The organism is Brevibacillus sp. B_LB10_24 (genome assembly GCF_046036945.1).
GTDB lineage: Bacteria > Bacillota > Bacilli > Brevibacillales > Brevibacillaceae > Brevibacillus_C.
In genome coordinates, this window is record NZ_JBJQOQ010000006.1 from 1 (window position 1) to 14,287 (window position 14,287).

General features: G+C 54.2%; 10 protein-coding genes, 1 pseudogene and 2 riboswitches. Of the genes and pseudogenes, 1 reads left to right on the forward strand and 10 read right to left on the reverse strand.

All coding sequences use genetic code 11. The features are described 5' to 3' along the window. Positions 1–130: 130 nt before the first annotated feature. From ACI7RC_RS07645 to ACI7RC_RS07665, 5 genes are all read right to left on the reverse strand, one after another. Complete coding sequence (locus ACI7RC_RS07645) at positions 131–553, reverse strand: hypothetical protein (RefSeq protein WP_408107648.1); 423 nt, start codon at positions 551–553, stop codon at positions 131–133. Between the two features lie 18 nt (positions 554–571). Further along, on the reverse strand, positions 572–4,345 hold the full coding sequence (locus ACI7RC_RS07650; RefSeq protein ID WP_408107649.1) for a S8 family serine peptidase: 3,774 nt from the start codon (positions 4,343–4,345) through the stop codon (positions 572–574). Between the two features lie 148 nt (positions 4,346–4,493). After that, the gene (sdhB, locus tag ACI7RC_RS07655; RefSeq protein WP_408107650.1) at positions 4,494–5,243 is read right to left on the reverse strand and encodes a succinate dehydrogenase iron-sulfur subunit; all 750 of its coding nucleotides are present in this window, start codon (positions 5,241–5,243) and stop codon (positions 4,494–4,496) included. 2 nt (positions 5,244–5,245) lie between these two features. Then, a complete protein-coding gene (gene sdhA / locus ACI7RC_RS07660; RefSeq protein ID WP_408107651.1) occupies positions 5,246–7,006 on the reverse strand; it encodes a succinate dehydrogenase flavoprotein subunit in 1,761 nt (586 codons plus the stop codon). A gap of 18 nt (positions 7,007–7,024) precedes the next feature. After that, positions 7,025–7,639, reverse strand: coding sequence for a succinate dehydrogenase cytochrome b558 subunit (locus ACI7RC_RS07665; protein ID WP_408107652.1), 615 nt, complete (start codon positions 7,637–7,639; stop codon positions 7,025–7,027). A gap of 476 nt (positions 7,640–8,115) precedes the next feature. On the opposite strand from ACI7RC_RS07665, the gene ACI7RC_RS07670 reads away from it, so the two are divergent. Next, on the forward strand, positions 8,116–8,592 hold the full coding sequence (locus tag ACI7RC_RS07670; RefSeq protein WP_408107653.1) for a DUF2507 domain-containing protein: 477 nt from the start codon (positions 8,116–8,118) through the stop codon (positions 8,590–8,592). A gap of 66 nt (positions 8,593–8,658) precedes the next feature. Here ACI7RC_RS07670 and metX read toward each other — a convergent pair whose 3' ends face one another. From metX to ACI7RC_RS07695, 5 genes and pseudogenes are all read right to left on the reverse strand, one after another. Beyond that, positions 8,659–9,723: a homoserine O-acetyltransferase MetX gene (gene metX / locus ACI7RC_RS07675; protein WP_408107654.1), complete on the reverse strand. Its 1,065-nt coding sequence runs from the start codon at positions 9,721–9,723 to the stop codon at positions 8,659–8,661. 87 nt (positions 9,724–9,810) lie between these two features. Further along, positions 9,811–9,920, reverse strand: a riboswitch (SAM riboswitch). 112 nt (positions 9,921–10,032) lie between these two features. Further along, positions 10,033–11,274 (reverse strand): aspartate kinase, encoded by a 1,242-nt coding sequence (locus ACI7RC_RS07680; protein ID WP_408107655.1) that lies wholly within the window; start codon positions 11,272–11,274, stop codon positions 10,033–10,035. Between the two features lie 181 nt (positions 11,275–11,455). Then, a riboswitch (Lysine riboswitch) is annotated at positions 11,456–11,647 on the reverse strand. A gap of 94 nt (positions 11,648–11,741) precedes the next feature. Next, complete coding sequence (gene uvrC, locus ACI7RC_RS07685; protein ID WP_408107656.1) at positions 11,742–13,517, reverse strand: excinuclease ABC subunit UvrC; 1,776 nt, start codon at positions 13,515–13,517, stop codon at positions 11,742–11,744. A 152-nt stretch (positions 13,518–13,669) separates the two neighbouring features. Then, complete coding sequence (locus ACI7RC_RS07690) at positions 13,670–14,041, reverse strand: YxiJ family protein (RefSeq protein WP_408107657.1); 372 nt, start codon at positions 14,039–14,041, stop codon at positions 13,670–13,672. An 88-nt stretch (positions 14,042–14,129) separates the two neighbouring features. Continuing rightward, positions 14,130–14,225 (reverse strand): annotated as a pseudogene (locus ACI7RC_RS07695) (TraB/GumN family protein); the annotation flags it as partial. Positions 14,226–14,287: the final 62 nt, after the last annotated feature.

The window sequence follows — 14,287 nt, forward strand, 5'->3', positions numbered from 1 at the left end:
CGCTACCCTTCAATCGTGCCACCCCTCCTTGTGGGCTCTACAGGAACAAGGTTGAGGGATTACAGTCACCTTATCCTATGTCAGGGGGTGGGTGATGGTGCCGGAGTATAAGGGATTTTAGGCTTTTGCCTTACAGTCTATTCGCAGAATGGGCGAATGGTTCCTCCCCTTGTGGGGTTCTGATGGCGATTACGGGAATTCCCGGAAAAAGCGCCTGCAGCGGCTCCCGTTCGCCTACTGTGTAAATCCCGCTGGCCAGCCGCAGATCGAGGGTTGGAACACCGACTTCTCTCTGGCTGAGCTGCCACAGCGGGTCGGGCAATGTCGGGAAGACGAAGACGGTATCGCCAAAAGCAAGGCATTCGGAGATGCAGCGATCACCGGGATAGTCAGCGCCATCTTCCAGTAAATGGATCGGCTCAAGTCCAAATTGCTCAATCAGGTGCCGGCCGTCTTGAAGCTGCATCCAATTTTTGCTGGAGACGCTGCGCCGGGGGGAGAGGATCGGATAGTGGCGGAAGACGTATTTCCGCTTTATACCGTGGTAAAACACTTCGCCACCCTGGCCGTTTTACCGCTTCTTCGCCGTTACCGTGGCCTGGGCCTTGATCTCCCGGCCAAGCGCATCAACGCCGACCACGGTCAGGTTTTCCCGCCCGTCTTTGGTGAGTTGGACGAACAGGCGGAATTCGCCCCGGTCATTGATGTCCCCCATCAGCCTTTGCTCGCCCAGAAAGAACTGCAGGCGGGTCGGCGATTGCCCGACCACTTTGCCTTGCACCATGACTGTGTCGCCAACGGCCACCTGATACTCCGGCTTGGTAAACCCGATTGACGGCACCGGTGCCGGCTCGGCCTTGTAGGTGATCTTTCGCTCTCCGTTGAGCAGGACGAGCGATCCTGCCGACGGGTCTGCGTACACGTTCAACTGCAGGGCTGTCTTGTTCCCCGCTTCGTCCCGCCCTTCGATCAGCAGTTTGTTCTCCCCTGGAGTAAGCGGCTGCAGCTGCTCGAAGTACTTGTACGTGGCCTTCTCCAACTGCTCTTCTTCCCAACTGCGGATGATCATCCCGTTCAGGCTGACCCGCCCCTTGTAGTTCATGTCCCGGTAGCTGATCCGAAGCGGCAGCAGCATCCTTTTGGCGGCAGAGTCGTAGACAGGCTGCTCCGATCCGTCATTGGCCAGAGCGACGATCGGAGGAGTCGTGTCGACGATGACCCGCTGGGTAAACTGGCGGTTGTTGCCGTAGACATCGGTTGCGCTGTACGTTACAAAGTTGAGGCCCTCCGCCAGCTGCAAGACGGTTTTAAACGAGCCGTCGACATCTACTTTTACAGGCTGATCGTTAATCGTAAGCTTGACGCGATCCATCATATCCTCGCCGCTGATCCGGCCGCTGACGGGATAATGGCGCTGGGAGATTACCTGCACCTGCTGAAACAAATTTTGCGGGAACTCGACCAACGGCGGGACCGTGTCGCTCTGTCCGTTGACGGGCTGAATCGTAATATTGCCTGCGTAATCGTATGCCACCAGCGTGATTTTCTTGTTGGGCTGGCTGACTATCGTGCTGCTGATGGAAGCGGAGTACGGACCGCCCTGTTTTTTGCCGCCCACGTAGAGCAGGTACCCTTGAATGTCCTTGTCACGGCTGCTCCAGCTTACCCGATTACCCTCGAGCTTCGCCGTGACCACGGGTGGCTGCCGGTCGACGCGGACAGGAAGGGTTATCGTCTGCCAATTGGCATCGCGGCCGTCGATCTTGGCGCGGATGACGAACTGATAAGCGCCGTCAGGAGCGGGGACGTATTCTCCTTTCTGGGCGGAATACACCGTCCCATCCCAGCTCCACTCTTCTTTTTCCTTGTAGTAATAAGGCGTTCCTTTTTTGGACTGGTCAAATTTGGATACCTTCTCGTCCTTCACCAATGTGCGAACCAGCTTTCCCTGACTGTCGACGACATCGATCGACAACTGCTTGGCATTGCGCAAAAACGCAATGGACGGAGAGGCATGGTCGTAGTGGCCGTCCCCATTGGGGGAAAACGCAATCTTGTCAGGATCCACCTTCACGCCGCTATTCTCATCGACGCCGACAACCCCGAGATAATCCCTGTACTTCCACTTGTCGTTAAATTTGTCGTGATACCAAGTGGTCTTGATGCCCGTACGCTTTTCCTGGGCTTCCGGCTTCCACATCGGCGGATCCATCACACGGGGTTCGTCCCAGTCCCCGTAAAAGCCGAAGTAGGGGACGTGCAGGACGGGAACCTCTGCATCCAGCGGTGTCAGCGCGATAAACCCTTCGGTAAAAATGTTTCGCTTCGCATCCGGCGGGATGGTCAGCGTTACCTTAACCTGCTGTTTGGCGCCCGGCGCCACCGTCACCTTGTCACGGGAAAACTGCAGCTTGGCTCCTTTCAGCGGAATGTCTGTCAGGAGATTGTTGCCCTCGTGGAGAAGGTCCGTCAAGACACCGTATGGATCGCTTAGCTGGTATGTGATCGGCTTGCTGCCAAAGGCATTGTGGAGGACGAGCGAAAAGGTGATCTTTTTGCCGATCTCCCCGAGGGAAATCCCCGCTTTCCCCTTCGTATCTGTCACGATGACAGGAGTCTTGATCGCTTTGGCCACCTGCATCATCCCTGCTCCTTGGACGCGGGGCGAATACGGGTAGGATCCTTTTTTCGCAGCCGATGAAAAAGTGGGTATGTCTCTTGGATCGAGAATGGGCTGGGCGGTGTTCATGGCGGCAGCTTTCAGCGTTTCGACCAGGTCGCGTCCCTGCAGGTTGCGACCCATTTTCTGGTAAGCCTCCTTGATCAGTGCCATTCCCCCCGCTGCATGGGGTGTAGCCATCGAGGTGCCGCTCTTTACCGCGTACTCTGCATCGAACACCGTAGACAAGATCCCTCCGCCCGGTGCGGTGATTTCCGGTTTGAACTGCAGATCAGGGGTAGGACCCCAGGAAGTAAACGCGGATACCGTCCCGCCGTTGGGGTATGGCAGCCCGTTTTGACCGTATTCTCCGTCAAAGACAATCTCTACCTTTTTGCCCTTTTTCAGTTGGGCGGCGATCTGCTCCCCGGTGTTTCGCAAAATGGTGACAGCAGGGATGTTTTTTGTCTCTTCCGCGCTCATGATCAAGGGGCCCGCTTGGTTATTGAACAGAACCACGCCGGCTGCACCCGCTTCCCGGGCGTAGCGAAGCTTTTCGTCAAAGGTGATCTCGCCTCGCTCTAAGAGGACTACCTTTCCCTTGACGTCCTTGTTGTAGTCCTGCTTCTTCCCTTTGCCGAGGTAGACAAGCTCACTTGACTTGGCCAGCGACAGGGGTGGATTGAGCGGTGTACCTGACGTAGGACGGCCGACGAGATAGACGACCCGCTCCAGGCCTGGTACGCCTTGAATGGCAAAACTGACGCCAGCCAGCGTGGTGGCATTGGCCGAAGCGACCGACAAGGCATCCGGTGCCAAGCCGGGCGAACCGATCATCGAGACGTCAGGGTTTTGGGCTTTCACCTTATCGCTGCCAAAATGGCTGTCATTGCCCGCGGCTGCCACGACGATGATCCCGTTATCCACTGCCCGTTTGATCGCAAACTGCTCGACGCTCATCTCGTCCACGTAACCGGCGGATGAGCCCAGGCTGAGATTGATCACATCCGCCTTCTTCGCGATCGAGTCGTTGATCGCGAACAGAATGGATTCGTTTAACCCGCTTACCTCCCCATGGTAGTTGCTGAATACCTTTTGACTCAGCAGCTGCGCCTCCGGTGCCACACCTTTTACTTTCCCGTTGGCCGCAATGATTCCGGCTACATGCATGCCGTGCTGCGACTCTCCGACGTCTATGGTGGTTTGATTGCGGTCAGCCCAGTTGTATCCGGGGATAACCTTGTCCGCTGCGCCGCTTTTTTGCTCAGCCAGCTGCTTGTTCCGCGGCTTTGGCAGGTCCGGATGAGCGGGATTGATTCCCGTATCCACGACCGCGATCAGCATTCCTTCTCCCTTCACCTTCGCCTCCTGCCAAGCTTTCGGTGCCTCAATCATCTCCAGCGATGAGGTGGGGGCCTCTGTCACCTGTTCCCCCAGGAGCACTTGTTCCATACTGCTCCACTCATCTGCTTCCTGCGGCGAATTCTGGCTGCCGCCCGGAGCAACGCCGTTTGACAGGCGGCGATGTTTTAGCAAATCTTGAACGACCCGCTCGCGGGTAACGAAATTCCCCTGCAGCAGTGCCACTTTTTTTCCAGTCGTGTTGTTCGTTCCAGTGACATGTGCAGATATCGGCATGATAAGCAAAAATAAAGCCACACCGAAGCAGATAATACGTCGTTTCATATCCAGCCCCCCTCAAAAAAATCCCTGTACCTCAGTGTTCCAAAGCAAAGAGGGGAGTATTCAAAAACCGGAACCGTTGGAATTAATCCCTATGACAGCAAAAAAACACCCTCCAACCGACTTGGTCGATTGAAGGGTGCTCGGAAGTTTAAGAGAAAAAGAACGATTTGATCGCTTGTTTCGTCGTTTCCCTGTTCATGTGTGCAATGGAAGTCGTCAGTGGAATGCCTTTCGGGCAAGATTGGACGCAGTTTTGCGAGTTTCCGCACTCGCCGATGCCGCCTTCCGCCATCAAGGCTTCCAAGCGTTCGTGCTTGTTCATTTTGCCGGTTGGATGCTCGTTGAACAACCGGACTTGGGAAATCGCAAACGGACCAATGAACGGATTTTTGCTGTTCACGTTCGGGCAAGCTTCCAAACATACGCCGCAGGTCATGCATTTGGACAATTCATAGGCCCATTGACGGTCTACTTCAGCCATCCGCGGACCAGGTCCCAGATCGTAGGTACCGTCGATCGGAATCCACGCTTTCACGCGCTTCAGCGCGTCGAACATGCGGCTGCGGTCAACGGAGAGGTCGCGCTGTACCGGGAACGTAGTCATCGGAGCGATGCGGATCGGCTGTTCCAGCTTGTCGACCAAAGCCGAGCAGGCTTGGCGGGGCTTGCCGTTGATCACCATCGAGCAGGCGCCGCAAACCTCTTCCAAACAGTTGGATTCCCATACGACAGGCTTTGTCTTTTGCCCCTGAGCGTTAACCGGATTGCGCTGAACCTCCATCAAAGCGGAGATGACGTTCATTCCGGGACGGTACGGAACCTTGAATTCCTCATTATATGGTGTGCTGTCAGGAGTGTCTTGACGAGTCACGATCAACTGAACATACTTTTCGGCCATGATCAATGTCCTCCCTTATCGTGCGAGTAGTCACGTATACGCGGCGGAATCAGCGAAATGTCTACATCCTCGTAGGTAATGTCGGGAGCCAGCGTCTCAGGGTTGAATTTGGCCATCGTGGTCTTCAGGAAATCCTTGTCGTTTCTCTCCGGGAAGTCCGGCTTGTAGTGGGCACCGCGGCTTTCGTTGCGCTGCAGGGCACCCAAGGTAATCACCCGGGCCAATACCAGCATGTTCCAGAGGTGGCGGGTGAAGGACGCGCCGGCGTTGCTCCAGCGCTGCGTATCATTGATGTTGATCTTCTTGTAGCGCTCCATCAATTCCTGAATTTTTTCATCCGTCTTTTGCAGGCGATCGTTGTAGCGAACGACTGTTACGTTGTCCGTCATCCACTCGCCCAGCTCACGGTGAATCACATACGCGTTTTCCGTTCCGTCCATTTTCAGGATGTTCTCGTACTTATCCTGATGCTTTTTGGTATAGCTGTCCAAAACGCTGCTGGAAAGATCGCTGGAGGATTTATTTAAACCGTTGATGTACTCAATCGCCTTCGGTCCTGCAACCATGCCGCCGAAAATGGCGGAGAGCAGCGAGTTGGCACCGAGACGGTTGGCGCCGTGCTGCGAGTAGTCACACTCGCCTGCGGCGAACAGTCCTGGGATGTTGGTCATTTGGTTGTAGTCGACCCACATGCCGCCCATCGAGTAGTGGACAGCCGGGAAGATCTTCATCGGAACCTTCCGCGGGTCATCCCCGACGAATTTCTCGTAGATCTCAATGATCCCGCCGAGTTTTACGTCCAGTTCTTTTGGATCCTTGTGTGACAAGTCCAAGTATACCACGTTTTCGCCGTTGATCCCCAATTTCATGTCAACGCAGACGTGGAAAATTTCCCTCGTCGCGATGTCGCGGGGTACCAGGTTGCCATACGCCGGATATTTTTCTTCCAGGAAATACCAAGGCTTTCCGTCTTTGTACGTCCAGATCCGTCCGCCTTCACCGCGGGCAGACTCGGACATCAGGCGCAGCTTGTCATCCCCCGGAATCGCCGTCGGGTGAATCTGGATAAACTCGCCGTTCGCGTAGATAACCCCTTGCTGGTACAGTTCGGAAGCAGCCGTACCCGTATTGATAATCGAGTTGGTCGTCTTGCCGAAGATGATCCCCGGTCCGCCGGTCGCCATGATGACGGCGTCGGAAGCAAACGACTTGATTTCGCCGGAACGCTGATTTTGCGCGGTAATTCCCCGGCAGACGCCAGCGTCATCCAGGACGGCCCCCAGGAAGTCCCAGTATTCGTACTTGGTGACGAGGCCTTCCGTCTCAAAGCGGCGCACCTGTTCATCCAGCGCGTACAGAAGCTGCTGGCCGGTCGTCGCCCCGGCGAACGCCGTGCGGTGGTGCTTCGTTCCTCCGAAGCGGCGGAAGTCAAGCAGCCCTTCAGGTGTCCGGTTAAACATGACGCCCATCCGGTCCAGCATGTAGATAATCCCCGGTGCGGCATCACACATCGCTTTTACCGGAGGCTGATTGGCGAGAAAGTCCCCGCCGTAAATCGTATCGTCAAAGTGTTCCCAGGTCGAGTCGCCTTCCCCTTTGGTATTGACGGCGCCGTTGATCCCGCCCTGTGCGCAAACGGAGTGCGAACGCTTAACCGGAACAAGGGAGAACAGTTCTACGGGAACTCCATGTTCTGCTGCCTTGATTGTCGCCATCAGGCCGGCCAATCCGCCGCCGACGACGATTAGTTTGCCTTTTGCCATCATTTCTTCCCCCTGTCTCTATTGAATAAATGCTGCCACTGCCCGCAGGCCAACGAAGGATACCAGAACGAAAACGATCATCGTAAAGTAAGTGGCAATTCGCTGTGAGCGCGGCCCGATGGTAATTCCCCAGTGTACGAGGAACGACCAGATTCCGTTGGAAAGGTGGAAGACAGCGGCGAGCACGCCAAGTACGTAGAAGACGACCATGACCGGATTGCTCAGGATATTCGCCATCATGTCGTAGTTTAATTCCACGTTGCCAAGGGCGATTTGAATCCGAGTCTCCCAAACGTGCCACGCAACGAATATAAGGGTAAACACCCCGGTAATGCGCTGCCACATGAACATCTGGTTGCGGAAATAACCGTAATTTCTTACGTTGTTCTTCGATTGGAACGCGTAGTACAAACCGTAAATCGCATGGAACAGAAGCGGAAGATAAATAAAAAGGAATTCAGCAAACAGCAAAAACGGAATGCTTTCCATCGTTCCCGCTGCTCGATTGAACGCTTCGGCTCCTTTCGTCGCCTGGTAGTTGACCGTTAAATGAACCAGCAAAAATGCACCTACTGGAAATAAGCCTAATAATGAATGCAGCCTATGGTTAAAAAATTGACGGCTGTTCGCCATGCTGGGCCCCCCTTGTGATCAGTCCTCGCTTATTTCTTTGAAAAACGTAACCATCAAACCCTAACCTCTTCTCCACTATCCTGTCCCATTGATAGTCCGGTTAGACTCATTCTTTCACTACCGCCAAGTAAACTATTCATCGCCATCCCCCCCTCGCCGGACAGGCTTTATGTAAACGATTTCTGATCCGGACGGTGAAGCTTGTCCGAATTTGTCAAATTGTAGAGAATAGGCGTTTGGTATCTGACCACAACCATTTTACCCCTGTCTCTACAGAGCGTCAAGCGATTGATGAACTGAATTCATCTTTAGAATAAACGCAGTCAGACAGAAAAAATAAGCCGACAGCGGCACGGTACATCAAAAGCTTGCCGCGGGCTTTTGGACAGCTCTGTAACTTGGCGGGTCAAACCTGTCATGTCCGCATTCTCCGGCTCATATTGTAGTAACAATCCCAACAAAAAGGAGCCGAAACGATGCGCCAAACGATCGATCCGCTTGCTACCCTCCTCGCCCCTGACGTAATCGCCCGTGCGGAGCAAATGAATATGCCCTACCTTGGCTATCATTTTTTGCGTGAGACGATGACGCAAAAGCTGCTGGGTGAAAGCGAACCGCCAATCCTCTACTGGTTGGGCAAAGACATCGGCAGTGAATTTGGGTTAAAATCCGCCGCTGACTTGCCCATGCTGTTCATCCGGCTTGGGCTCGGAAAGCTTGATCTGGTGGAGGAAACCTCTGACTACTGTCAATTTTCCCTCACCCATCTGCTCTACGACCACCTTCCCGGCAGCCGGCTGAAACATTCCCTTTCCTTCGAGTGCGGGATCATCGCCGGAGCAATGGGCCGCTGCTTGAAGAAAAAGGTGCGGGCAGAGCTTGTCATAAGTCCCATTGTACCCGGCAAACAGCGCCTTGTCACCATCCATGTCTATTCGGAGGACAAGCACTAGGCAAAACGAGGACTCCGCCTGCATTCCGGCGGAGCCTTTTTGCTTGCTGCCGATCCCAGCCTGCTTTCATCTGTCGAAGTAAGGCTTGATAATCCTCCCCATCTTCTGAAATTCAACCAGAAACCCGTCGTGGCCGTATTTGGATTCCATCAGGTAGAAGTCGATTTTCTTCCCCAGGCGTTCCATCAGATCTGCCATATCTCGCTGATGCGAGTCAGGGTAGAGCAGGTCGCTGTCAATGGCGATACTGACTACCTTCGCCCGGACACGGGAGAGCGCCTGTTCGATGCCTCCCCGGTTTACCCCGATGTCGTGCGTATCCATCGCCTTGAGCAGGGTGAGATAGCTGTTGGCGTCAAAGCGGTCTACCAGCTTTTCGCCCTGATAGCGCAAATAGCTTTCGATTTGAAACATCGTCTGGGACGGATCGGAATCATTGGTCGCCTGCAGGCTTCGCCCGAACCGCTCCTCGAACAGCTCCGCCGTGCGGTAGGTGATCATCCCGATCATTCTCGCTACCGAAAGCCCCCGCCTCGGTCCGGCCGCAGGGTAGTAATCGCCGCCCTGCCACTCGGGATCAGATTGGATCGCCTGACGGGCCGCGTCATTATAGGCGATGGCGATCGCCGAAAACCGCGAACAGGTGGCAATCGGAAGGGCCAGCTGCATCATCTCCGGGTACTCGGTCATCCACTCGTACACCTGCATCCCGCCGACAGATCCGCCGATGACCGCATAGAGCTGTTCGACACCGAGGACCTCCAGCAGCCGGCGCTGCACCCGGACCATGTCGCGAATCGTGATGAACGGAAATCGCGAGCCATAGGGCTTGCCGTCTTCGGGACACAAGCTGGCCGGTCCCGTCGTGCCGTAGCAGCCGCCAAGTACATTGCTGCAGATCACGTAATACTTGTTGGTGTCGATCGGCATGCCTGGACCGATCAACCCCTCCCACCACCCGGCGCGCTGTTCGTCTCCAGCTACGTAGACATCTCCGGTCAGCGCATGGCAGACCACCACGGCGTTGTTCGCCTCGCGGTCATATGTCCCATACGCCTGATACCCTACTTCTACCTGCCGAATACATTCTCCTGATTCGAGAACCACATCCCCGATTGCCACACGTTTCACTTGCGCTTCCCCCTTGCCGATTAAAAGAAAAAACAAACCCCCTCTTCTTTGGAGAAGAGGGGGTGCAACAGACATCCCGGTCACCCACTCTTATCTCTCAAGTGCACGCTGTTACACTTGTAGGATTTAGCACCTCTCCGCTCTTGCGGGGTTGCCGGGTTTCATCGGGCCAGTCCCTCCACCACTCTTGATAAGAGTCTTTTGTGAAATTGTCAAACTACACCAAACCATAGCCATTTTAAAAACTTTTCTTAATCATACGCCGGGAGTCTTTTCCTGTCAACCGCCAAACGGAGATTTTGGGGCTCCTCAGATGCCGTGAACGACCGCTTCCTCTGCCACGTCAAGCCCGAACGCCGTATGCAGGGTGCGCACGGCCAGGCTGGTCTGCTCGGCGGGAATGACGCAGGATACCTTGATGTCGGAAGTAGAGACCATCTTGATCGAGATGTCCTGCTCCGCAAGCTGTTGGAACATTTCGGCGGCGACGCCCGGATTGGTGATCATCCCTGCGCCGACGATCGAGACCTTGGCCAAGCCCGATTCGTGCTCCACCTTGTCAAAGCCGAGTGCTTCCTGAAAAGCGGCCAGCGTTCCGAGTGTCCTATCCAGATCATCCGAAGAAACGGTGAAGGAAATATTGGTGACGGCGGCATCGTACGAGCTTTGAATGATAATGTCGACGTTGATTTGGGCACCCGCCAAGGTGTTGAACAGCCGCGACAACGTCCCAACTCGAGCCGGCATTCCTACGACGGTAATCTTGGCGATATCTTCATCGTGGGCAACACCGCTTACTACTCTTCCTGTTTCCATATCGGCAGCCTCCTCTACGCAAGTTCCTTCTTCTGGTGAAAAGCTTGATCTGACCACTAATTTCACCTTGTATTTTTTCGCCGCTTCCACGGATCTGGGATGAAGCACCCCGGCACCGAGGATCGCCAGCTCCAGCATTTCATCGTACGAGATGCTGTCCAATTTTTGCGCCATCGGAACGACGCGCGGGTCGGCGGTGTATACACCGGATACATCGGTAAAAATTTCACATTTATCCGCCCGCAAGCTCCCGGCCAGCGCCACGGCAGTCGTGTCTGATCCGCCGCGTCCCAATGTCGTGATTTCGCCTTTTTCGCTGATCCCCTGAAAACCGGCGACGATGACAATGCGTCCCCGCTGCAGCTCCGAACGTATCCGGGCGGGGTCCACTTCCTGAATTCGGGCTTTTCCGTGCACGGATTCCGTGGCGATGCCCGCCTGCCAGCCGGTCAAAGAGACCGCCTCATATCCTTTTTGCTGCAGGGCCATGGCCAGCAGTGCGATGGAAACCTGTTCGCCCGTCGTAAGCAGCATATCCATTTCCCGCGCTGACGGATTGGGTGAGATCTGTCTCGCCATCTCGATCAAAACGTCTGTCGACTTCCCCATGGCCGAAACGACCACCACCATGTCGTTGCCCGCGTTTTTATACTCAATAATCCGGTCTGCGACCCGCATGATGCGTTCGACAGTCCCCACCGAGGTGCCGCCGTACTTTTGCACAATCAAACCCATTCTGGCTTCTCTCTCCTTCTCTCTTGGATCCGATACGTAAATCAAGTGGGTAAACGTCTTATTGTCAGAAATGATTTAAAAAAGGCAACGACGAGGATGTAACCTGCCGCTGCCACGTGTGGACATACCGGTTCCTCCTTCCCTACTCCGAGCAGCAGTCAGTATCAAACAGACTCCTGTTCAGTGAGTTAGCTCTCCATCCGGGTGATAGGCAATCACGCGGATGACAGTCCTGCGCTTGTTCAACGCAGACCCAGCACGGCAGATGTCGAGCAAATCGGCCGCACTTCGGCGAATGCCCCTTTCCCGCTCCCGTCGTCGATGCCCGCATCTCGAAGAGGGTACTCATGGCCTTCGCGCCTCTAGCTCACTTCTGCGATTCGGTTGGGAGCTTTAACTCTCCAAACGAGGGAAGTGAGTTCTAGTTATTCATTTGAAAGGGATTATACCACGTAAACAAGCGGCGTTCAATTCATTTTGCGCAGATACTTGATGATTTCACGCGCCAATTTGTCACCGAATCCCAATTGCCGATACTCCTCTACACTCGCCTGACGCATCCGTTCGATCGACCCGAAGTGTTGAAACAGCAGCTTTCGTCTCCGTTCGCCAACGCCTGGAATCTCGTCGAGCTGTGAGCTGAGCAGCGACTTGCTGCGGGCACTCCGGTGGAAGGTGATCGCAAAACGGTGCACCTCGTCCTGAATGCGCTGCAGCAGGTAAAACTCGTAACTGTCCCGTTTCAGCTCGACAGGCGCGGGCGGGTCGCCAAACAACAGCTCCGCGGTTTTATGTTTCTCGTCCTTGGCCAGTCCGCACACCGGAATGTACAGCCCCAGCTCGTCCTGGAGCACTTCCATCGCCGCGCTGATCTGCCCCTTGCCGCCGTCGATGACGATCAGATCGGGCAAATCCTGGTTCTCTCTCAGGAGCCGAGTGTAGCGGCGGCGGATCACTTCACGCATCGAACCGTAATCGTCCGGTCCGGTTACCGTTTTGATCTTGAACTTGCGGTATTCTTTCTTGTCCGGACGGCCGTCGGTAAAGACGACCATCGCCGAAACAGGCTCCACGCCCTGAATGTTCGAGTTGTCGAACGCTTCGATGCGATGGGGCACGCTGATACCCAGTATGTGGCCGAGGTTGTGCACGGCCTGGACAGTCCGCGCTTCATCCTTGGACATCAGCGAGAATTTTTCTTCCAAGGAGAGTCTCGCGTTTTCGCAGGCCATCTGCACCAGCTCGTGCTTTTTGCCCCGCTTCGGCGTCAGCACTTTGACCCCCAGCCACTCTGCCAGCAGCTCCGGCTCGCTTTCCTGCGGCAGGAGAATCTCTTTTGGCAGGGCCTGTTGTTTATCGTAGTAGAATTGGGTCACGTACGACATGAAATCCTCTGTCTCGTCCGCGTAAAAAGGAAAGGCCGCCGACTCCCGCTCGATCATTTTTCCCTGGCGCATGTAAAACACCTGGACGCACATCCAGCCTTTGTCCGTCGCAAAGCCGATAATATCCCGGTCTACCGTGTCTATCAGGGTGATCTTCTGTTTCTCCATCACCGCTTCGATATTGTGAATTTGGTCGCGCAGCTCCTTGGCCCGCTCGTACTCCATATTCTCGGCCGCCTGCATCATCTTTTCCGTCAGTTCCGCCTTCATCGCCTCATGGCCGCCGTCGAGAAACTTGGCGATTTCAAGGGCGATCCGCTGATTCTCCTCTTGGTCCACCTCGTAGACGCAAGGAGCCAAACACTGGCCCATGTGGTAGTACAGGCACACCTGTTTGGGCAGGGTCTTGCACTTGCGCAGCGGGTAGAGACGGTCGAGCAGTTTTTTCACCTCGTTTGCCGCCCCGGCGTTCGGGTACGGTCCGAAGTACTTCGCCTTGTCTTTCTTCACCTTGCGGGTGATCTCCAGCCGCGGATGCGTGTCATTGGTAATCTTGATGTACGGATAGGTCTTGTCGTCCTTCAGCATGACATTGTAACGCGGATTGTGCTGCTTGATCAGGTTGCACTCCAGGATCAGCGCCTCGATCGGGGAGGAGACGACGATGTATTCAAAGTCGGCGATCTCGCTCACCAGAAGCTGCGTCTTGCCGTCATGGCTGCCCGTAAAGTAAGAGCGAACGCGGTTTTTCAGGACTTTTGCCTTGCCGACGTAGATGATTTCGCCCTGCTTGTTTTTCATCAGGTAACAGCCCGGTTTGTCAGGCAGCACGGCCAGTTTGTCTTTTATCGTGCTCACGTAAGCTCCCCCCTTTCATAGGCCGTAACGTAATTTTGCTCTACTCTCCATAGTAGCACAAACGTTCCGGTCATTTCATGGGGAAAATGAAGAAAAACCGTCAGAGCAAAGGCTTGACGATCTTTCGTTTGTGCAACAGGCAGGTAAAAAAACTATGTAGACAGAAGGATAACCAACAGCTTTCTTGCTTCTTCAAAGCTTTTATATTCCTTTTGGAAATATTTGTAGTTCACTGTTTTCCCTTCCAAAAATTTGTACTGGATGAATAAATCAAAGAACGAAAACTGCAGCATTTCAACTTGACGTTTCGGTATTTGACTTGTCTTGCCAGCTAAAACATAACTTAGACTTCCAGCGATATTCATGCCGTAAGAATGAAAATCACCAGTGAAATCATTCTCTTCATCTGACAGTTTTAAGAACTCCGAGTGAAAATCTTCTTGTATTTTATCTGTATCTTCGTGAGGAAATGGAAGATAAAGGTCAGATTCCAAATCCTTCAATTTTTTCAATATATTGTACATTATCGAAACCTCCTCAAAAACGCCACCCAAGTGGGTATTCCGAGCGGAAGTACTTCAACGGGATGACTGGCCCTCTAGCCCATAAAAGTTATTGTACAAACTCCACGTTGTAGCCCTTGTCCCTCAACTGGTCGATGATCATGCCCTCCAATGCGAAATGACCGGCACCCACAACAACGAAGGAGGTATGCTTGCCCTCTTTTTGCTATAGCGTATGTTTCCTAAATTTTATAAAGAAAAAAACTG